At 68.5% G+C, this 20,953-nt stretch carries 13 protein-coding genes and 3 pseudogenes; 5 read left to right on the top strand and 11 right to left on the bottom strand.

The genetic code is table 11. The features are described from left to right. Positions 1-601: 601 nt before the first annotated feature. The 5 genes and pseudogenes from ID132_RS14650 to ID132_RS04155 form a co-directional block, all read right to left on the bottom strand. Complete coding sequence (locus ID132_RS14650) at positions 602-1,606, bottom strand: helix-hairpin-helix domain-containing protein (protein ID WP_328743669.1); 1,005 nt, start codon at positions 1,604-1,606, stop codon at positions 602-604. A gap of 114 nt (positions 1,607-1,720) precedes the next feature. Next, a pseudogene (locus ID132_RS04170) lies at positions 1,721-2,831 on the bottom strand (substrate-binding domain-containing protein). 73 nt (positions 2,832-2,904) lie between these two features. Then, the gene (gene mmsB, locus ID132_RS04165) at positions 2,905-4,272 is read right to left on the bottom strand and encodes a multiple monosaccharide ABC transporter permease (protein ID WP_193127953.1); all 1,368 of its coding nucleotides are present in this window, start codon (positions 4,270-4,272) and stop codon (positions 2,905-2,907) included. Beyond that, positions 4,272-5,779, bottom strand: a pseudogene (locus ID132_RS04160) (ATP-binding cassette domain-containing protein). Before ID132_RS04160 ends, mmsB begins: the two are co-directional and overlap by 1 nt. Before the next feature lie 98 nt (positions 5,780-5,877). Next, on the bottom strand, positions 5,878-7,065 hold the full coding sequence (locus tag ID132_RS04155; RefSeq protein ID WP_193127925.1) for an ROK family transcriptional regulator: 1,188 nt from the start codon (positions 7,063-7,065) through the stop codon (positions 5,878-5,880). A 133-nt stretch (positions 7,066-7,198) separates the two neighbouring features. Between ID132_RS04155 and ID132_RS04150 the strand changes: the two genes are divergently transcribed. Together ID132_RS04150 and ID132_RS04145 are read left to right on the top strand one after the other, a co-directional pair. Beyond that, a complete protein-coding gene (locus ID132_RS04150) occupies positions 7,199-8,143 on the top strand; it encodes an ROK family protein (protein ID WP_193127924.1) in 945 nt (314 codons plus the stop codon). Positions 8,144-8,442: 299 nt separating this feature from the next. After that, a complete protein-coding gene (locus ID132_RS04145) occupies positions 8,443-8,811 on the top strand; it encodes a hypothetical protein (protein ID WP_193127923.1) in 369 nt (122 codons plus the stop codon). A gap of 123 nt (positions 8,812-8,934) precedes the next feature. Here the strand turns inward: ID132_RS04145 and leuS are convergent. The 6 genes and pseudogenes from leuS to ID132_RS04115 all read right to left on the bottom strand — a co-directional run bounded on the left by leuS (position 8,935) and on the right by ID132_RS04115 (position 18,075). Then, positions 8,935-11,436: pseudogene (leuS, locus tag ID132_RS04140) on the bottom strand (leucine--tRNA ligase). A 54-nt stretch (positions 11,437-11,490) separates the two neighbouring features. Then, on the bottom strand, positions 11,491-11,760 hold the full coding sequence (locus tag ID132_RS14295) for an ATP-binding cassette domain-containing protein (RefSeq protein WP_328743668.1): 270 nt from the start codon (positions 11,758-11,760) through the stop codon (positions 11,491-11,493). Next, positions 11,643-14,846, bottom strand: coding sequence for an ABC transporter transmembrane domain-containing protein (locus ID132_RS13070; protein ID WP_459562435.1), 3,204 nt, complete (start codon positions 14,844-14,846; stop codon positions 11,643-11,645). The genes ID132_RS14295 and ID132_RS13070 overlap by 118 nt, the downstream gene beginning before the upstream one ends. 166 nt (positions 14,847-15,012) lie before the next feature. After that, positions 15,013-15,537 (bottom strand): YbhB/YbcL family Raf kinase inhibitor-like protein, encoded by a 525-nt coding sequence (locus ID132_RS04125; RefSeq protein WP_193127921.1) that lies wholly within the window; start codon positions 15,535-15,537, stop codon positions 15,013-15,015. Positions 15,538-15,595: 58 nt separating this feature from the next. Further along, positions 15,596-16,648: a cytochrome d ubiquinol oxidase subunit II gene (gene cydB, locus ID132_RS04120; RefSeq protein WP_125107200.1), complete on the bottom strand. Its 1,053-nt coding sequence runs from the start codon at positions 16,646-16,648 to the stop codon at positions 15,596-15,598. After that, positions 16,648-18,075, bottom strand: coding sequence for a cytochrome ubiquinol oxidase subunit I (locus ID132_RS04115; RefSeq protein ID WP_193127920.1), 1,428 nt, complete (start codon positions 18,073-18,075; stop codon positions 16,648-16,650). The genes cydB and ID132_RS04115 overlap by 1 nt, the downstream gene beginning before the upstream one ends. A gap of 195 nt (positions 18,076-18,270) precedes the next feature. On the opposite strand from ID132_RS04115, the gene ID132_RS04110 reads away from it, so the two are divergent. The 3 genes from ID132_RS04110 to ID132_RS14645 all read left to right on the top strand — a co-directional run bounded on the left by ID132_RS04110 (position 18,271) and on the right by ID132_RS14645 (position 20,933). Next, on the top strand, positions 18,271-18,942 hold the full coding sequence (locus ID132_RS04110; protein ID WP_193127919.1) for a DedA family protein: 672 nt from the start codon (positions 18,271-18,273) through the stop codon (positions 18,940-18,942). Positions 18,943-18,952: 10 nt separating this feature from the next. After that, positions 18,953-19,690, top strand: a complete 738-nt coding sequence (locus tag ID132_RS04105) for an SOS response-associated peptidase (RefSeq protein ID WP_193127918.1) — start codon at positions 18,953-18,955, stop codon at positions 19,688-19,690. A gap of 154 nt (positions 19,691-19,844) precedes the next feature. Then, the gene (locus ID132_RS14645; RefSeq protein WP_459562434.1) at positions 19,845-20,933 is read left to right on the top strand and encodes an App1 family protein; all 1,089 of its coding nucleotides are present in this window, start codon (positions 19,845-19,847) and stop codon (positions 20,931-20,933) included. Positions 20,934-20,953: the final 20 nt, after the last annotated feature.

Raw genomic sequence — 20,953 nt, 5'->3', positions numbered from 1 at the left:
AAGCGCTCGCGCACGCCGTTCGAGAGCTGCAGCACCGGATGCGGCTGGCCCGTCACCTCGACCTCGCCGCGGCCGAAGGCGAGCGCGACGACGTCGTCGCCGTCCTCGGCCGCGACCACCTTCGCGTCGAGCCGCAGCCCCGTGCCGATCGGCTGCGCGGCGAGCTCGGGCGGGGTGAACAGCAGCAGCGGCGCCCCGNCGAGCGAGGTCGCGCTCGCCGAATAGAAGTAGCCGCGCACGCCCTCGCGCGGCGGGCTCGTCGTCACGACATCGAGGGTGAGCGTGGTGTCGCGCTCGAGCGCCGCCACGAGTTCCGCGGGGATGCGCCCGGCCGCCGTCACCGCCGCGAGCCCGGCCGTCAGCACACCCGCGACCGCCGCGAGCGCGAGGGTAGCGCCGAGGCCGCGCCAGCGCATCCCGCCCCGCCAGGCCCAAGCGAGCGCCACCGCCGAGAGCACCGCGAGCGCGAGGGCGATCGGCCAGGCGGCGCCCGACCACTGCGTCGCGCACCAGGCCGCGAGCCACCCGACCGCGGCGGGCGCGAGCAGGCGGTAGTCGGGCGGCGCGGGGCCGTCTCGCGCGGGCTGCTCCGGAACGTCACTCATACGGTGACAAGCTCCTTGAGCCCGTCGAAGGTCGCCTCGCCGATGCCTGCGACATCCTTGAGCTGGTCGATGCTCGTGAAGCCGCCGTTCTGTTCGCGATAGTCGATGATGCGCTGCGACATCGCCGGGCCGATGCGCGGCAGCGTCTCAAGTTCGGTCGCGCTCGCGGTGTTGAGGTTGATGAGACCGCCCGAGCTGCCACCGCCACCCGCCGATCCGCCGCCACTGTCCGAGCTTCCGACTGGCGGCGCCTCACCCGGCTCGGGCACGTAGATCTGCTCGCCGTCGACGAGCGGGCGCGCGAAGTTGAGCTGCTCGGCGTCGGCCGCGTCGGTGACGCCGCCCGCGGCCTCGATCGCGTCGATCACGCGGTCGCCGGCCGCGAGCTCGTAGACGCCGGGCGCGTTGACGGCGCCGGCGACGTGCACGAGCACGGTGCCGGCCTCGGATGCGCCGGGCTCGGCCACGACCCCGGGCGCAGCACCGCCCGTGGCCGCGGGCGTCGCTCCGTCGCCGAGCTCTTCGAGGTCGGGGATCGCGTTCGCCCGCGGTTGCAGCGCGATCGCGAGCACGACGATCGCGCAGACGACGAGCGCGAGCACGACCACGGCACCGAGGCCAAGCTTCCACCGGGGCCGCTGCGGCGCGGCAAAGAGTTGGTCGAGCTCGTCGTCGGCGAGGAGCGCGGCGGCTTTGTTCGCTTGCTCGGTGCGCTCCTCTGCGGCATCACGCTCGCCTTGTGTGTCGCCGACGCGAGCACCCGCGCGGCCGCCCGTGCCGCGTGATTCGGGGTGCGCACGGGGTACGGCTTCGCGTGCCAGCCCGTCAAACGCTTGCCCGCGGGGCGCCCTCGTCTCCCGCCCGCCACCCCAGTCCGGCTCATCCAGATATGCGTCCTCGGGCGGCTCCCCCGGCGGCGCGAACTCCTCAAGCCCCGCCCAAGGCACGCGGAGCCACTCGTCGTCGGGAACCGGGGCTGCGGAAGGAGATTCGGGGTGCACGCGCGGCAGGCTAGCCAGCGCATCCGGCCCCCGACCGCCAACGAAGCAGCGCCTGTGGAAACTCGCGTTTCCACAGGCGCTGCGGGAGTCAGGCCGCTAAGCCAAGGCTGAAAATTAGCCCTCGGTGAGCGGTGCCAGGTTCGGATCGTCGGCGTACACCTCGGCGGCGTTGTCCTTCGTCACGATGACCGGGTCGAGCAGAACGGACGGCACCTCGGTGCTGCCGTTGTCCATCGGCTCGGTCGTGGGGGTCTCACCCTGCTGGAGCTGCTGGATGAGCTCGATCGTGTCGGCCACGAGCTTGCGCGTGTCCTTGCTGATCGTCGAGTACTGCTGGCCAGCCATGATCGACTTCACCGACTCAACCTCCGAGTCCTGACCGGTCACAACCGGAGTCTCGAGGCCGGCGTCGCTCGCCGAGGCGAGGATCGCGCGAGCGAGGGTGTCGTTCGGCGAGAGCACGCCGTGCAGCTCGGTGCCGTCCGAGTAGTTCTGCTGGATCAGGTTGTCCATGCGCTCCTGCGCGTTCTCAGCCAGCCAGTCCTGCGTCGCCGTCTGCGCGATCTCGGTCTGACCCGAAACCACGTTGAGCGTGCCGTCGTCGATGAGCGGCTGGAGCACGCTCATCGCGCCCTCGAAGAACACCGGGGCGTTCGAGTCATCGGGCGAACCCGAGAACAGCTCGATGTTGTACGAGTCCTGCTCNGAAGCGCTCCTTCATGCCGTCCACCAGGGCCTGGCCCTGCAGCTCGCCAACCTTGTAGTTGTCGAAGGCGATGTAGTAGTCGACGTTCGGGGTGTCCTGAATCAGGCGGTCGTAGGCGATGACGGTGATGCCAGCGTCCTTCGCGGCCTGCAGCTGCGAACCGAGCTGCGACGTGTCAGCGGCACCGATGACGATCACCTGCGCACCGTTCTGAATCATCGTCTCGATCTGCGCCTGCTGGTCCTGCACGGCCGAGGCCGAGCCGGCGTACTGGACGTCGTCGGTGAAGCCAGCCTCCTGCAGCCCGTCGACGAACAGGTCACCGGCGAGCACCCAGTTCTCACTGGTCTTGTCGGGCAGCGCCACACCGATGCGGGCATCTGCGTCGATGGCCGCGGCGGGTGCGTCGGTCGAGTCGCCCGATGAGGCCGGGTCGCCACCACGGCCTGTGCTGCAGCCGGCGAGCAGCAAGCCCGCCACCGCTGCCAGCGCGACGGCGCCAAACAGTTTCTTCTTCATGGGGTTTTCCTTCTTCTCAGGGTGTCCAACCTCGACGGTCGTTGTCGAGGATGTGCGGGATGGAGTTGTTGAGTTAGGTGGTGGACTTCGGGTCGGATGCGGCAACTGAGTCGGATTTGGCGGCGAGCGGGTCGGCCGGGTCGGCGGGTTGTGCCTCGCCCGTCGTCGCCTCGAGCTCGACGGCCGCCTGTTTCGCCTTCATCTTCGCCATCATCGTGCCGATGATCGACGGGCCGCCGGCGCGCTTGTTCATGACGTCAATACCGACGGCGACGAGCAGCACGAGGCCCTTGATGATCTGCATGCGGTCGGTCGAGACACCGATGAGCTGCAGGCCGTTGTTCAGCACGGCCATGACGAGACCACCAATGACCGAGCCCATGACGGTACCGACACCACCGGCGACCGCGGCGCCACCGATGAACACACCGGCGATGGCGTCGAGCTCCCAGCCCGTGCCGTCGGCGGGGCCGGCCGCGCCAGCGCGGGCCGCCCAGAGCATCCCGGCGATACCGGCGAGCGTCGACATGTTCATCATGACGAAGAAGTCGGTGCGGCGGTCGTTCACGCCCGACAGCTGCGCGGCGCGGCGGTTACCGCCGACGGCGTAGATGTGGCGGCCGGTGCGGGTGCGCGAGGTGATGAACGCGTAGAACATGATCAGCACGGCGAGGATGATGCCCGAGATCGGGAAGCTCGTGCCGAGTCGGCCGGAGGCGAACAGCAGGGTCGCGTAGATCACGATCGCGACGAGGATCGCCGTGCGGGTGACCGTCACCCAGCTCGGCTCGAGCACCGCCTCCATGTTCTTGCGCTTCGCGCGGTTGCGCACCTGGCTGTAGATGATCGCCGCGATGATGATCGCGCCGAGCAGCAGCGTGAGGTTGTTGAAGCCGGTGTAGGGGCCGACCTCGGGCATGAAGCCGTAGAGCGCCTGCTTGAACTCGTCGGGCACGGCCACCGTCTGCGCCTGGCCGACCCACTGCTGCGCGCCACGCCAGATGAGCATGCCGGCGAGCGTCACGATGAACGCGGGGACGCCGACGTAGGCCACCCAGAAGCCCTGGAACGCGCCGATCGCGGCGCCGAGGAGGATACCGAGGAGGATGCCGCCCCACCAGGGCAGGCCCCAGTCGCGCATCGACGTCGCGACCACGATGCCGACGAACGCGGCGACCGAGCCGACCGACAGGTCGATGTGGCCGGCGATGATCACCATCACCATGCCCACCGAGAGCAGCAGGATGAACGAGTACGCCTGCACGAGATTGATCGCGTTACCCGGCGAGAGTGTCGTACCACCGGTCCACACCTGGAAGATGAGGATGATCGCGACGAGCGCGAAAAGGATGCCGAGCTTCTTCAGCGAACCGCGCTGGCCGAAGATCTGCCAGACGTCGCCGAATCGGAATCCGCGCTGTTCGGTCGAGTTGTCGGCCATCATGCCGGAGTGCCTTTCTTTACTGGTGCCATGTGGCGCATGAGCTCTTCTTGGTCGACGCCCTTGGCGTCGAGTTCGCTCGTGATTTCGCCCTCAAAAATCGTGTAGATGCGGTCGGCCATGCCGATGAGTTCGGGCAGCTCGGACGAGATGAGCACGATCGCCTTGCCCGAGTCGGCGAGGCGGCGGATGATCTGGTAGATCTCGGCCTTCGCGCCGACGTCGATGCCGCGGGTGGGCTCGTCGAGGATGAGCAGCTCGGGCTCGGTGAACATCCACTTNGAGCACGACCTTCTGCTGGTTGCCGCCCGAGAGCGTGTCGACCCCGACCTCGACCGAGGGGGCGCGCATCCGCAGCTCTTGCCGGTACTGCTCGGCGTACTTCGCCTCGGCGAGGTCGTCGACGACCGGGCCGTGCGAGATGCGCGAAAGCTTCGCGCTCACGACCGAGGTCTTGATCGGGTCGAGCAGGTTGAGGCCGAGCGACTTGCGGTCCTCACTCACGTAGGCGATGCCCGCGCTGATCGCCTCCTTGACGGTGCGCAGCTTCACGGGCTTGCCGTGCATGAACGCCTCGCCCTCGAGCTTGTTGCCGTAGGCCTGGCCGAAGATGCTCATCGCGAGCTCAGTGCGGCCGGCGCCCATGAGGCCCGCGAAGCCGACGACCTCGCCCGCGCGCACCGTGAAGTTCGATGACTTCGCGACGAGGCGCGTGGGGTCGACGGGATGCTGCACCGTCCAGTCGCGCACCTCGAACAGCACGTCGCCGATCGTGGGCTCGTGCTCGGGGAATCGATTGCCGAGCGTGCGGCCGACCATGCCGCGGATGATGCGGTCTTCGTCGATGGTGCCGTCGACGACGAGCGACTCGATGCTGTGACCGTCGCGGATGATCGTGATGGTGTCGGAGATCTGCTCGATCTCGCCAAGCTTGTGCGAGATCATGATCGACGTCATGCCGCCCGCCTTGAGCTCTTCGAGCAGCTCGAGCAGCGCCTGCGAGTCGTTGTCGTTGAGCGCCGCCGTGGGTTCGTCGAGGATGAGCAGCTTCACGTCCTTCTCGAGCGCCTTCGCGATCTCGACGAGTTGCTGCTTGCCGACACCGAGGTACTTGATCGGCGTGTCGGGGTCTTCGTTCAGCCCGACGCGGTGCAGCAGGTCGATGGTGCGGCGGCGCGCCGTGTCCCAGTCGATCGCGATGCCGCGGCGCAGCTCGTGGCCGAGGAAGATGTTCTCGGTAATCGACAGCTCGGGAATGAGCGCGAGCTCCTGGTGGATGATCACGATGCCGGCGGCCTCGCTCGCGGCGATGTTGTTGAACCGCCGCACCTCACCCTGGAAGACGATGTCGCCCGTGTAGGTGCCGGCCGGGTAGACCCCCGACAGCACCTTCATGNTTGCCCGCGCCGTTCTCGCCGCAGATCGCGTGGATCTCGCCCTCGCGAACGCGAAGATTCACGTTCTCGAGCGCCTTGACACCTGGGAACTCCTTGGTGATATTCACCATTTCGAGCAGGTTCGCCTGACTCGTGGACACCGGCACCTCCTCGTGCAGTGTTAGGGATGTTTCGCAGCACGTCGGCGTGATGCGTTCAATGAAAAAACCTACGGCCGTGGTTTGTTGCTGTCAACTCCTGAATGCAAACTCGTGCCGTCGGATTGCACGAGGTAGGCCAGTTCGTCGGCGCGTTCGAACGCGATTGCCGCCGCGCCGCGCGCGCCGCCGCCCTCGCCGAGCGTCGAGAGCTCGACCCGAGTGCGCTCGGCCACCGAGGGAATCGCAAACCGCGCGAAGCCATCGCGAATCGCCTCGATGAACACGTCGCCGGTCTCGCTGAGCGGCCCGCCGACGACGACGAGCCGGGGCCCGAGCAGGTTCACCGCTGACGCGATCGACTGGCCGAGCGCGGTGCCCGCATCCTGCAGCACGCGCACCGTCGCGCGGTGACGTTCGTTCGCGAGCTTGACCAGCTCATCCCGCTTCACCTCGCGGCCGAGCGCCTCGGTGAGGTGCTGCAGCACGACCGGGGTCGAGGCGACGGTTTCGAGGCAGCCGCGGTTGCCGCAGCGGCAGTGGCTGCCCGACGAGTCGACCGTCGAGTGGCCGAGCTCGCCCGCGATGCCGAAGCCGCCCGTGTAGAGCGAGCCGCCGACGACGATGCCCGCGCCGATGCCTGTGCCGACCTTGACGAACATGTAGTCGCGCTCGTCGATCGCGGCGCCCCAGGTGCGCTCGGCAAGCGCGCCAGCATCGGCGTCGTTCGCGAATTGCACGCGCATGCCGAGGGCGCGTTCGACGTCGCTCGCGGTACGCCCGAGCCACTCGGGCAGGATCGTCCCGTCGAGCACCTGGCCGCTCGCGCCGTCGATGGGGCCGGGGATTGCGACGACGATCGCGGCGACGTCGTCATCGTCGCGTTCGTACTCGGCGAGGGATGCGCTGAGCAGCTCGCGCACCCGGCGCAGCGACTCCTCGGCCGCGCTGCCGGAGGGCATCGACACCCGTCGTTCGGCGACGAGTTCGAGGCCCGGCGTCGCGAGCACGAGGCCGACGTGGCTGCGGCCGATATCGACCCCGACGGCGACGCGTCGGCTCGCGATGCGCGGCGTGACGAGGGTGGCTTTGCGACCCGACGAGACGGTGTCGCTCGTGTCGACCATCCCCCGCTCGCGCAGGGTGCGCACGATCGACGAGACACTCGCATTCGAGAGCTGCGTTCGCCGGGCAAGTTCGGATTGCGTGGCCGGGCCCGCACTGATGAGCTCGCGCAAGATGGCGCGCTCATTGCTCACCCGCAGGGCGGCGGTTGAACCTGGACGTCGATGGCCGGAACGCATGTGGCTATAGTGGTTCCTGCGGTCGTTGCTGTCAAGACATGAACACAACTGACCGAATTCACTCGAACTTCAAGGAAGAGGCTCGCGGATGTCATCGACTGCCCCGACCGAGCGCGGCAGTGTGCTCGCCATCGACATTGGCGGCACGAAAATCGAGGCGGGCATCGTCACCGCCGAGGGCGCGCTGCTGCCCGACTCGCGCGTGCGCGTCGCGACCGGCGCGGCCGCGAACTCCGCCGAGGGCTTCGACTCGGCGCTGCGGGATGCCGTGGCCCAGGCAAGCGCGCACCCCGCGTTCGACGATGTGGTCGGCGTCGGCATCGGCTCGGCCGGGCCGCTCGACCTCGGCGCCGGCACCGTGAGCCCCATCAACCTACCGGGCGTGCGCGCGTTCCCCGTCGTGCGCACCGCGCGCGAGGCGAGCGGCCTGCAGCGCGTGAGCCTCAGACTCGACGGCACCTCGCTCGGCCTCGCCGAGCTCTGGCAGGGCGCCGCGCAGGGTGTGCGCAACGCCGTGATCTTCGTCGTCTCGACCGGCATCGGCGGCTGCGTCGTCACCGACGGCCGCGTCGTCGCCGGCGCGAGCGGCAATGCCGGCCACCTCGGGCAGATGGTCGTCGACGTCGTCGACCCCGAGCATCCCGAGCGCGCGACGGTCGAGGGCCAGGCCTCGGGGATGCACACGGTCGCCTGGGCGCGCGCGCACGGCTGGTCAGGCTCGACCGGCGAGGAGCTCGCCGCCGCGCACGCCGCGGGCGACGAGATCGCCCTCGCCGCGGTCGAGCGGTCGGTGCAGGCGCTCGGGCGCGGCCTCGCGAGCTGCGCAAACCTGCTCAACACCGAGCTCGCCGTCATGGGCGGCGGCTTTGCGCACGTGACCGAGGACTACCCGGCGCGCGTCGAGCGAGCCGCGCACACCGCATCCGTCAACGAGTTCGGCCGAGCGCTACGGGTCGTGCGCGTGGGCCTCGGCGACGAGGCACCGCTCGTCGGTGCCGCCGCCCAGCTGCTCCACCCCGAGCTGCTCGCCTAGGCCCCGGGCCACGGGCCACGTGCAACCGCCCACGACCACGACCACTGGCCACGGCCAATCCCGTCGCGCCGCCAATCACAGGCCTGCCCACCGCTGACCCGCCGCACCACGTGCCCGCCACGGGCGCGCCACGCAACACCTATGTGTGCAGTACCGCGGACGGGTGCCGAGAGGGCAGCCCAGTTGTTCCTTCTTGAGCTGACTTCTCACGGATTCCGCAACCAGCCATGGACTCGGCCACAAAAAAAGCTAGCGTCGACACAGACCGCCGAAGCTGCCGCAAGTAGGAGTTCGACCGCATGTATTCAAACCAATCGTCACGCGGACTCCTCTCATCAATCGCAGCCGTCGGCGCGCTCACGCTGCTCGCTGGTTGCGCGTCATCGACGGCAATCAGCCAGGACGACTTCATCGAAGCTGCGGCTGACGCGGGGTATCGATGCACTGCGACGGCGCCAAATGACGAGCGGGTCACGACCATCACCACTTGCCGCAATGCCGACGACAAGGAGACCCTACTCGTCGTGTTCGATTCCTCCGACGACGTACAAGGCGGGGACCTCATGTTCTACCAGGACGGCGACGAGATTGTGTATGGCGACGACTGGATCGTCGTCGGCGACGACAAATCTGATGTCGATGTACTCGCCACAATCGTGAACGGTTAACGAAGCTCCAACGCCATAGGTGTTGCGTTTGGCCCCATTTCGCGGCTGATTTCAGCGAAACATGGGGCTAAACGCAACACCTATGACGTGGGACGTGGCGTCGTGGGTGCGACGGCGCCGTGCCTACTTCGCGACGATGTTCACGAACTTCGGCGCCTTGACGATCACCTTGCGGATGGTCGCGTCGCCGATCGCGCGCTGGGCGCCCTTGGCGTCGCGCGCGAGCTGCTCGAGCTCCGCATCCGTAATGTCGGGCGACACCTCGAGCTTGTCGCGCAGCTTGCCGTTGACCTGCACGATCGCGGTGACGGTGTCGGCCACGAGCAGCGCCGGGTCAGCCTCGGGCCAGGCGATGTGCGCGAGGGCACCGTCGCGGGTGTCGGCCGCGTGGCCGAGCCGCTCCCACATGTCGGAGGCGACGTACGGCGCGAACAGGTCGAGCACGAGCGCGATCGCCTCGGCACCCTCGCGCACGGCCGGGTCGGCGGCGCCGGGGCCCTGGTCGATCGCCTTGCGGATCGTGTTCGTGAGCTCCATCAGGCGCGCGATAACGACGTTGTACTTGAAGCCCTCGCCGAGCTGGCGCACGTCGTCCCAGAAGCGGGCGACGGTGCGGCGCGTGTCGAGGTCACCCTCGCCAAAGTCCACCCCGGCCGGCGAGGTGACCTCGCCCGAGATGCGCCAGGCGCGCGCGAGGAACTTGCCCGAACCGGCGAGCGACACGTCGGCCCAGTCGACGTCATCTTCGGGCGGCGAGGCGAACAGCATGGTCGTGCGCACCGCATCCACGCCGTGGCTGTTCAGCTCGTCGCCGAGCTTCACCGAGNGCCCTTCGACTTCGACATCTTTGCGCCGTTCATGATCACCATGCCCTGGTTGAGCAGCGCAGTGAAGGGCTCCTCGAACGGCACGATGCCGAGGTCGTAGAGCACCTTCGTGATGAAACGGGCGTAGAGCAGGTGCAGGATCGCGTGCTCGACGCCGCCGATGTACTGGTCAACCGGCGCCCACTTGCGCAGCTGCTCGGGGTCGAGGATCGCGTCGGCGTTGTTCGGCGACACGAAGCGCAGGAAGTACCACGACGAGTCGACGAAGGTGTCCATCGTGTCGGAGTCGCGCGTGGCCGCACGCCCGTCGGGCGTCGTCGTCTGCACCCAGCCCTCGGCGGCGGCGAGCGGGGACTTGCCCTTCGGCTTGAGGTCGAGGCCCGCGCCGTCGGGCAGGCGCACCGGCAGCTGCTCGGCGGGCACCGGAATCTCGGTGCCGTCCTCGTCGTACATGATCGGGATGGGCGTGCCCCNGGCGCGAGATGAGCCAGTCGCGCAGGCGGAAGTTCTTCGCGGCGCGGCCCGTGCCGCGCTCGCCGAGAATCTCGATCGCGCGGGCGATCGCCTCGACCTTGCGCAGGCCGTCAAGCTCGCCGGAGTTCACGAGTTCGCCGTCGCCCGCGAGGGCCTCGCCGCTCGCCTTCGGGTCGAGCTCGCCCTCCGCTTCGTCGGGGCGCACGACAACGCGCACCGGCAGGTCGAACTCGCGCGCGAAGTCGAGGTCGCGCTGGTCGTGCGCCGGCACGGCCATGATCGCGCCGTGGCCGTAATCGGCGAGCACATAGTCGCCCACCCAGATCGGCAGGCGTTCGCCGTTGAGCGGGTTGACGCCGTAGCGCTCGATGAACAGGCCCGTCTTCGGGCGTTCGGCGTTCGCACGGTCGATCGCGCTGAGCTTCTGCGTCGTCTCGAGGTAGTCCTGGAACTTCATGCGCACCTCGGCGGAGGCGCCCGCGACGAGCTCGGCCGCGAGGTCGCTGTCGGGCGCGACGACCATGAAGGTCGCGCCGTAGAGCGTGTCGGGGCGCGTCGTGAACACCGTCACCGGCTCGCTGCGGCCTTCGATCTCAAACTCGACATCGGCGCCCTCGGAGCGGCCGATCCAGTTGCGCTGCATGACGAGCACCTTGTGCGGCCAGTGACCCTCGAGCTGGTCGAGGTCGTCGAGCAGACGGTCGGCGTACTCGGTGATGCGGAAGTACCACTGGTTGAGCTTCTTCTTCTCGACCACGGCGCCGCAGCGCTCACACGTGCCGTCGGCGAGCACCTGCTCGTTCGCGAGCACCGTCTGGTCGTTCGGGCACCAGTTCACCGCCGAGAACTTGCGGTACGCGAGACCTTTCTCGTACATCTTGAGGAACAGCCACTGGTTCCAGCGGTAGTACTCCTCATCGGAGGTGCGCAGCACGCGCGACCAGTCGAAGCTCACGCCGTAGCGCTGCATCGACTCGGCCTGCTGCGCGATGTTCGCGTACGTCCAGTCACGCGGGTCGCCGCCGTTCTTGATCGCGGCGTTCTCGGCGGGCAGGCCGAACGAGTCCCAGCCGACCGGGTGCAGCACGTTGAAGCCGCGGTGGCGCCAGTAGCGCGCGCAGGCGTCGCCGAGGGCGTACTGCTCAGCGTGGCCCATGTGCAGGTCGCCCGAGGGGTACGGGAACATGTCGAGCACGTACTTGCGGGGAAGCTCGGCGTCGGCGCGGTCCACGTCGAATAGGGCAAGGTCGTCCCAGATGGGTCGCCATTTTGCCTCGAGACGACGGAAGTCGTACTCGTCTTCGCGGGTCACCTCAGTGGTCACTGCGTCCTCTTTCGAATGTGCCGGAGCCTACAAGCTCCCTATTCTAAGCCGCCGCTAGAGCCGAAGTGTGGCGGTGACGAGCGCGGGGTCAACCGGGGTGTGCGAAATGAGAATCACGGTGCGGTCGGCGGCGGCCGCGCCGAGCAGATCGGCGACGAGCGCGTCGGCCCGGCCGGGGTCGACGTTCGCGGTCGGTTCGTCGAGAATCAGCACCCGGAAGTCGGCGAGCAGCGCGCGGGCGAGCGCGATGCGCTGGGCCTGCCCGCCCGACACGAGCGTGCCGCGTTCGCCGACCGGCGCATCCAGGCCGCCGCGCTCGCGCACCCACGNCGAGGCCGACGCGCTCGAGCGCGGCCGTGAGCTGCGCATCCGTCGCCTCGGTGTTCGCGAACAGCAGGTTCTGGCGAATCGACTCGTCGAACAGGTGCGCGCGCTGCTCGATGAGGCCGATGGCGCGGCGCACCGCGTCGGGCGAGAGCTCGCGCGCCTCGACGCCGCCGATCGTGTAACTGCCGCGGTAGTCGAGGAACCGCACGAGCGCGTTCGCGAACGTGGTNCTTGCCGGCGCCCGACTCCCCAGTCACGAGCAGGCGGCTGCCGGCCGGGATGCGCAGGTCGAGGCCGTCGAGCACCGGCTCGCTCGCGCCCGGCCAGAGCACGGATGCGCCGCGCAGCTCGAGGTCGAGGGGCCCGTCGGGTAGCTCGGCGCCGCCCTCGAACTCCTGCGGCAGCTCGGCGGGCACCTCGGCCGGCGCGGCCGAGGCGACACGCTGCGCCGAGACCCGCACGCGGCGCCACGCGGCGATGGCCTGCGGCACCTGCGCGAACACCTCGAACAGCGCGAGCGGCACGAGCGCGGTGAGGGTGAGTAGTTCGGGCGCGAGTTCGCCGCGCACCGTCGGGTCGATGCCCCAGAACAGCGCGCCGGCAGTGGCGAGCCCGCCGAAGACGGTGACGGTGCCCGTGACGACGCCCTCGCCGACCGAACGGCGCACGAGGGCGCGGCGCAGCTGCGCGTCGGCGTCGCGCACCTTCGCGAGCTGCGCGTCGAGGGCGCCGTAGGCGCGCAGGGTGGCGAGGTTCGTCACGGTGTCGTGGATGCGGTCGCTCAGGGCGCTGCGCAGGGGCGCGACGGCGCGGTCTGCCTGGCCCGCGATGCGCAGCTGCGCGCCCGTCGCAACGAGCAGCGCGGCAACGAGGCACGCGAGCAGCGTCAGCGCCGCGGGCCACGAGACGAGGCCGACGCCGATGACCGCGAGCACGGCGACGGCGAGCGACGAGACGAGCGGCTCGACGACGCGGAGCGGATAGAACTGCAACTCGTCGACGTCGTCGACGAGGCGCGCGAGCAGGTCGCCGCGGCGGGTCGTGCGCAGGCCCGCGGGCGCGAGCGGGATGAGTCGGTCGAGCAGGTCGACGCGCAGTTCGGCGAGCTGCCGGAACGACGCGTCGTGGCCCATGAGCTGCCGGAGGTAGCGGAACACGGCGCGGCCGAGCGCGAAGGCGCGCACCGCGACGATCGCCCAGCCGAGCCAGAGGATGTGAATGATGAGCGACGCGCGGGTGATGAGGTAGGCGCTCGTCGCGAGCAGCAGTACGACGCTGAGGCCCCAGAGGATTCCCCAGGCGATGGCCGGCCAGATGCGGCGCGGCGCGGGCAGCGCGGCGTCGAGCACACGGGCCTCATCGGCGCCGAGGCCGGGGACAAGTCGTTCGGCGATGCTCATGCGTGCACCTCCGCGGCCGCGAGGGTGACGGTGCGGTCGGCTGCGGCGAGCACCGGCCGGCGGTGGCTCACGACGATGACGATGCGGCCCTCGTCGGCGAGCCCGCGCATCGCCTCGATAACGCGCTGCTCGCGCTCGGCATCGAGGGCTGAGGTCGGCTCGTCGAGCAGCACGATCGGGCANGTCGCGGCCCTCGGCGCGGGCAATCGTGCGGGCGAGCGAGACGCGCTGCGCCTGGCCGCCCGAGAGGCCGTCGCCGCCGACGCCGAGTTCGAGCTCAGCGCTGATGCCGGTCGCGCCGGCGCGCGTGAGCGCGGCCTGGACTGCCTCGGGCGCGAGCGCGGGCTGGCCGAGTGCGACGTTGTCGCGCACCGTGCCCTCGATCAGGCCGGCGGACTGGCCCATCCAGGCGACATGCGTCGCGGCCTCGGCGTCGGGGATGGGGGTGGCGCCGAGCGCGCGGTCGGCAGCATGTTCGCCGCGGATGAGGTNCTTGCCGGCGCCCGACTCCCCCGCGATCGCCGTGATCTCGCCGGGCTTCGCTGTGAAGTCGAGGCCCGCGAGGATCTCGCGGTCGCCGTAGCGCACCCGCGCGTCACGGATGCGCAGCTCGGCTTGGGGCCGCGGGGTGGGGCTGCTGGTGGTCGGCGGTGTGGTTGTGGTGTTGGTCGCCGCCGCCCTGGTAGTTGTGGGCGCGGCGGTCGAGGTCACGGTGCTTCCGTCTGCGGGCGCCGCGGATGCGGATGCGGACGCGGATGCGGGCAGGTTGGTGGCGTGGGCGGGCGCTGCGCTGGCCTCCGCGTCGGCGCGTTCGACGAGCTCGAAGACGCGCTGTGACACCTCGACTCCCTCGGAGGCGGCGTGGAACTGGGCGCCGACCTGCCGCAGCGGCGCGAACACCTCGGGCGCGAGGATCAGCGCGAACAGGCCAACGAAGAGCGACATCTCGTTGTCGATGAGGCGAATGCCGATCTGCACGGCCACGAGCGCGACCGACAGCGACGCGAACAGCTCGAGCGCGAAGCCCGAGAGGAACGTGACCCGCAGCACCTTCATGGTCGAGCGGCGGTAGTCATCGGTGACCTCGCGGATGCGGTCGCGCTGGCGACGCGCGCGGCCGAAGATCTTCAGCGTCGACAGGCCCTCAACAATCTCGAGGAACGCGTTCGCGAGGCGCGTCAGCGAGTCGAGCTGGGCGCGCTGCACGCGCTGCGTCGCGAGGCCGATGAGGATCATGAACAGCGGGATGATCGGGATCGTAATGATCTCGGTGATGGCCGACACCGGGTCGGCAAAGAAGGTGACGACGACGAGCAGCGGCATCGCGATGGCGGTGAGCAGCAACTGCGGCAGGTACTTCGCGAAGTAGGAGTCGAGCGCCTCGAGTCCGTGCGTTGAGAGCGTCGTTGCTTCGGCGCTCGAGACGCCCGAGCGCCCGCCGAGTCGCGCGAGCGCCGAGACGACATGGCCGCGGAGCTCCGACTTCGCGGTGGCGGCGGCGCGGGCGCCGGCCCACTCCATGCCCCACTGCGCGAGGCCGCGCACGACGACGCAGCCGACGAGCAGCCAAAGCGCCCAGGCAAGCTCGGCGAGGGGTTCGCCGGCGATCGCGCCGGTTACGCCGCGGGCGATGGCCCACGCGACGCCGACCATCGCGGCGGTCTGGAATAGCCCCAGCAGCACGCCGATGACGAGAAAGGCTCGCGACGATTTGGCGTATCGAAGCAGGCGCGGATCAAGGGGCTTCACGGTGCCCTCAGATTACCCGATCGCACCTGCGCGCCGGCCCCACACGACCACCCCATCTCCTCTCGGTACTGAGNAAAACTGACCACTCAACTGCCTGCGGCTAGCGGTTCCAGGTGGCGGTGACGAGGCCGCGCGCGAGGGTGTGGCCGAACATGTTGAAGCCGAGCGCTGCCGGCGACGCGCCCTCGCCGAGGTCGAGCGTCGTGTCGAGGGCGTGCACCGCAAAGATGTAGCGGTGGTCGCCGTGACCGACGGGCGGGGCCGCGCCGACGAAGTTGAACACACCGCCGTCGTTGCGCACGCTGCGCGCGGCGCTCGGCAGCGCATCCGAATCGGCGGCACCGGCGCCAGCCGGCAGCGACGACACGTCGGCTGGGATGTTGTAGACGGCCCAGTGCCAGAAGCCCGAGCCGGTCGGCGCATCCGGGTCCCAGCACGTCACCGCGAAGCTCTGCGTGCCCTCGGGCGCGGGGCCCCACTCGAGCGCGGGCGAGCGGTCCTCGCCCGTCGCGAGCACGCCGGCACTCACCTGCGCATCCGGCAGGCGGTCGCCGTCGGCGAAATCGGGCGACGACACCGCGAGCGCGGGCACCTCGGGAGTTGAACCGTAGACGTTGTCAGCCATTGCTACCTCCTGAAATTGGCTGCGAACATCCTCCCGCGGCCGCCTGAGCGCAATCGGCTCAGGCGATCGCGGGCGCCTCGGCGTGCGACTCGAAGTCGGTGCGCCGCAGCCGCTTGCGGAACGTCCAGAAGCTCCACCCCTGGTAGCCGAGCACGAGCGGCATGATCACGACGAACGACCAGAACATGATCGAGAGCGTCATGTCGCTCGCCGAGCCGTTCCAGATCGTGAGGTCGTCGCCGCCCGCGAGGTTGCGCATGAGCACTGGGAACAGCGCCGCGAACAGCGACCACACCGCGGTGATCACCGTGGCGCAGCCGAGCGCGAACGCGGCAGAGTCGCGGCGCAGCAGGTTGGCCACCCACGACGCCAGGAACGACACGACCGCCACGAGAGAGAGGATGAGCCCGGCGACCGAGAAGTACGCGGCAACGGTCCAGCCGAGGAACGCGAGCGCGAGCACCGCGACCGCGACGCCGACCCAGGTAGCCGCGCGGTGCGCGCGCTCCCGGAGTTCCCCATCCGTCTTGCGCGTAATGAAGGTGAGGCCGTGGTAGCTGAACAGCGCAAGCGTCGTCAGCCCACCGAGCAGCGCGTAGGGGTTGAGCAGGTCGAGCAGCGTGCCGGTGTAGTTGAAGTGGAACTCGAAGTTGAGGTCACCGACGGTCTGCTGCACCGACTCCATCGGCATGCCGCGCACGATGTTCGCGAAGGCCGCGCCCCAGAGCAACGCGGGCAGTGCCGAGCCGATGAAGATCATCCAATCGAAGCTGCGCGTCCAGCGCACGCCTTTGCCCTGGTGCCGGTACTCGAACGAGACGCCGCGCAGGATGAGCGCGAGCAGAATCAGCAGCAGCACGAGGTAGGCACCCGAGAACACCGTTGCGTACCACTCGGGGAACGCGGCGAACATGAGCGCGCCGGCGACGATCACCCAGGTCTCGTTCAAGTCCCAGATCGGGCCGATTGTGTTGATGAGGATGCGCCGGTCGGTGTCGTCCTTGCCGATGATCGGCAGCGCGATGCCAACGCCGAAGTCGAAGCCATCGAGTACGAAATACCCGATGAACATGAAGGCGATGATCCAGAAGAAAACGACCTGAAGTTCCATTAGTAGACGCTCGCTTTCACCTTGACGTCCTCGACGTTCTCGACGATGCCCTCGTCATTCACGCCGGGCACCTGGATGGGGTCGGACTGCGCCGCGCGCAGGATCAGCTTCACCTCGACGATGGCGAGGATGCCGTAGATGAGTGTGAAGGCGATGAGCGAGATGAGCACGCTCAGCCCCGACACGTTCGGCGAGACGCCGGCCTCGGTGGGCATGAGCCCGAACACGAGCCACGGTTGTCGGCCCATTTCGGTGAAGACCCAGCCGATGAGGATGCCCCAGAGCGGGAATGTCGCCGTCCAGATCGCGATCTGGTAGTGCCAGTTCTTTGTCGCGTAGTTCTTGCGCGTCACCCAAAGGCCCACGAGCGCGATGGCCATCGACGCCATGCCGAAGAACATCATCCAGCGGAACGACCAGTAGGTGACCCAGATGACCGGGGAATAGATCTGGTCGGCGCCATAGAGCTCCTGATACTGCGCCTGGAGGTCGTTGATGCCCTCGACCGTGCCGCTGAAGCTGTTCGTCGCAAGGAACGCGGAGACGTAGGGCACTCGCAGCGACCACACCTCCTCGGTGCCGTCGGGGGTTCCGATCGAGAAGAGCGAGAACGAGGCGTCGGCGCCCGACGAGGTGTTCCACATCGCCTCGGCCGCCGCCATCTTCATCGGCTGCGTTGCGGTCATTGCGAGGCCGAGCTCGTGGCCCGAGAGCATGACGGCGAAGCCCGAGATGAGCACCGTCCAGAGCCCGAAGCGCATGGCAGGGCGGAACACGTCGAAGTGTTGGCCCTTGCGCAGGTGCCAGGCCGCGACACCGACGATGATCGTGCCGGCGAGCATCACCGAGGCGGCGAGCGTGTGCGGCAGCTGCGCCAGCGCGACCGGGTTCGTGAGCACGGCCATGAAGTCGACGAGTTCGGCACGGCCGGTGTCGGGGTTGAACTCGAAGCCGACCGGGTTCTGCATGAACGCGTTCGCGGCGAGGATGAAGTAGGCCGAGACCCAGGTGCCGAGCACAGTCATCCAGATGGTGAGCAGGTGCAGGCCCGGCTTGAGCTTGTCCCACCCGAAGATCCACAGGCCGATGAAGGTCGCCTCCATGAAGAAGGCGACGAGGCCCTCGAAGGCGAGCGGGGCGCCGAAGATGTCGCCGACGAAGCGCGAGTAGTTCGACCAGTTCATGCCGAACTGGAACTCCTGCACGATGCCGGTGACGATGCCCATCGCGAAGTTGATGAGGAAGATGTTGCCGAAGAACTTCGTCAGCTGCAGGTACTGCACCTTGCCGGTGCGCAGCCACGCGGTCTGCCAGATCGCGACGCAGAGCACCACGCCGAGCGTGATCGGCACGAATAGGAAGTGGTACAGCGTCGTGAGACCGAACTGCCAGCGCGACAGAATGAGCGGATCCAATAGTGCTTCCACAAGCGCTCCCTACAATCAACATGAGTGGGAAAGTGACGTTCGGAGACGCCGTGCCGAACAACTACAAATTGTAGAGCAATTCATCAGCAAACGTTTAGATATCTCGACCTCGAGAATCTCGAACTCGAGCGTTGTAGCGCGGCAGAGCGGGCGCATCCACACCTCGTTCTCATGCTTGTTGCCTAGGCTGTCGAGATGCTCGCCGACCTGCTCAACACCGTCATCGAAACGGTGCAGGGCATGAACCTGTGGCTCGTCGCTGGCATCGCATTTCTTGGCCTGCTGCTCGAGACGAGCCTCTTTGTCGGCTTCCTCGTGCCGGGCGATGCGACGTTGCTCGTCACCGCGACGAGCGTCACGAGCTTCGAGCGCTGGGGGCTCATCGTCATCGCAGCCGTGCTCGGCGCACTCGCCGGCGAATCGATCGGCTACGCGCTCGGCCGCTGGCTTGGGCCAACGCTGAAACGCTCGTGGCTCGGTCGGCGCATCGGCCTCGAGAATTGGGCGCAGGCCGAGACCCTGCTCGCGCAGCGCGGCGGGCTCGCGGTGTTTGTCTCGCGGTTCTTGCCGGTGTTCCACTCGCTCGTGCCGGTCACGGCCGGCATGGCACGGATGCGCTACCGCAAGTTCATGGCATGGACTCTGCCCGCCTGCCTGCTCTGGGCGGTCGCCTACGTCTCGGTCGGCGCCTTCGCCACGTCGAGCTTCCAGCAGCTCAGCACGCAACTGCACTGGGCCGGGTTCATCTTCGCCGCGATCATCGCCGTGTTCGTGCTCGTGATGTGGCTCGCCAAGCGGTGGCTCTCGAAGCGAGTCGCCACCCAGCTCGCGGCCGACACGAAGCCCGACCCAAGCACGGTGCCCTAAGCTCGGCGCCATGTGCGGCAGATTTGTGGTGGCTCGCGCCACCGGCGAGCTCACCGCCGAGCTCGACATCGAACGGGTCAGCGACGACGCACCCGGTACCTCCTACAACGTGGCCCCGACCACGCGCATTCGCGTGGTCGTCGACGCGCCCGCCGACGAGCCCGTGCGGCGCCTCGAAACCGCGAAATGGGGGCTCGTGCCGAGTTGGGCAAAGGATGAATCGGTCGCCGTGCGTGCCTTCAATGCCCGTAGCGAGACGGCAGCGTCGAAGCCCACATTCCGGGCCGCGGTGAAGCAGCGCCGCGCCGTGATTCCCGTCGACGGGTACTACGAGTGGCACACGCGGGCCGACGGCAGCAAGCAACCGTTCTACGTGCATCCGCCCGGCGAGAGCTCACTCCTGTTCGCCGCCCTCTACGAGTGGTGGAAGCGCCCCGACGTAGCCGAAGGCGAGGATGCCTGGCTGCTGTCGGCGACGATCCTCACGCGGGCGTCTGCGACCGAAAGGCTGCAGTGGCTGCACGACCGCACGCCAGTGTTTCTCGACCGCGGCGACGTCGACGAGTGGCTCGACCCGGCGGTGGCCGGCAACGGCGAGCTCGTCACCGACTTCGCCGACCGTGCGCTCGCGGTCTCGGAGACGCTGCAGTTGCGGCCCGTCGGCAAGCGCGTCGGCAACGTGCGGGAGAACGACGAGCACCTGATCGACGAGGTCAAGCCCGAGGCCGCGGCGGAGTCCGCCGAGTGAGTTTCGCTCGTTTGCGTGGGCGTGCAAGGATGTCGCAGTGACTCCAGCCGCGAAGCAGCCCCGCACGCGACGCTCCACGCTGGAGCGCATTCCGTTCGTCGAACTCGCCGTAAGCAATGCGTTTCGCATCGAGGACTCGTTCAAGCAATGGCGGATGCGGCGGGCGCGACGACGCGGCGATGTCGAGCAGGTCGAGGCCTACACCGGCTACGGTTCGACGAGGCAGGTGCGCGTGCTCGGGCGCGTGCAGATGGTGCCCGAGGCGGTGCGACGGTATGGGCTGATGCGGCGGTTCGTGCTGCTGCGGCTGCGTCGCAGCAAAGAGCGTTCGGTGCGCGGCTGGCGCAGCTTCGTGCGCGTCGCGGTGCCGAATTCGACCGTGAAGGTGCGAATTGAGGGGCACGAGTTCGACCTCAAGGCCGATCGCGGCGGCGTGCTCGACGGCACCTTCGACGTACAGCTCGAGCCGGGATCGCACGACGTCGTCTTCGAGACCGTCGACGATCAGTTGTCGACGTCGCAGGTGATCGTCGCGCCGGACGATCAGCAGGTGGGCATCATCTCGGATATTGACGACACCGTCATGGTGACCTCGCTGCCGCGTCCGCTGCTCGCGGCCTGGAACACATTCGTCCTCGACGAGCATGCCCGCATGGCGGTGCCCGGCATGAACGTGCTCTACCAGCGACTCATCGAGAAGTTCGGCGCCGGGTCGACCCCGTTTATTTATCTCTCGACGGGGTCCTGGAATGTCGCGCCGACGCTGAGCCGCTTTCTCAGCCGCAACCTCTACCCCTACGGGCCGCTGCTGCTCACCGACTGGGGCCCAACGACGAAACGACTGTTTCGCTCGGGTACCGAGCACAAGCGCACGAGCCTGCGCCTGCTCGTCGAGACGCTGCCGCACGTGAAGTGGATACTCATTGGCGACGACGGTCAGCACGACGAGTCGATTTACGGCGAGTTTGCCGCCGAGTATCCCGACCACGTGCTCGCCGTCGTGATTCGCCAGCTGTCGAACACCGAGTCGGTGCTCGCGGGTGGGCGGGCNGGGCAGTTCGGCGCGGTGGCGTCGGCGCGTGCGGGTGCCGTGGGTGCACGGCCCGAACGGTGCTGCGCTCGTGCAGGAGCTCGCGAAGTACGGGATCCTCGACTACGACGAGCAGGCCGCCGAGTTGGTCGATCTCTCAAAGTCACTTGCCGACAAGCGCCTCGCGCGGCCGCTCGTGCGGCGCGAGGGTGAGGTCTAGGCGGCGCTTGGTC

The sequence above is a fragment of the Gulosibacter sediminis genome (assembly GCF_014904065.1).
Classification (GTDB): Bacteria; Actinomycetota; Actinomycetes; order Actinomycetales; family Microbacteriaceae; genus Gulosibacter; species Gulosibacter sediminis.
Note: the sequence above shows the minus strand (reverse complement) of the source record. Positions and strands in the feature narration are given on the sequence as shown.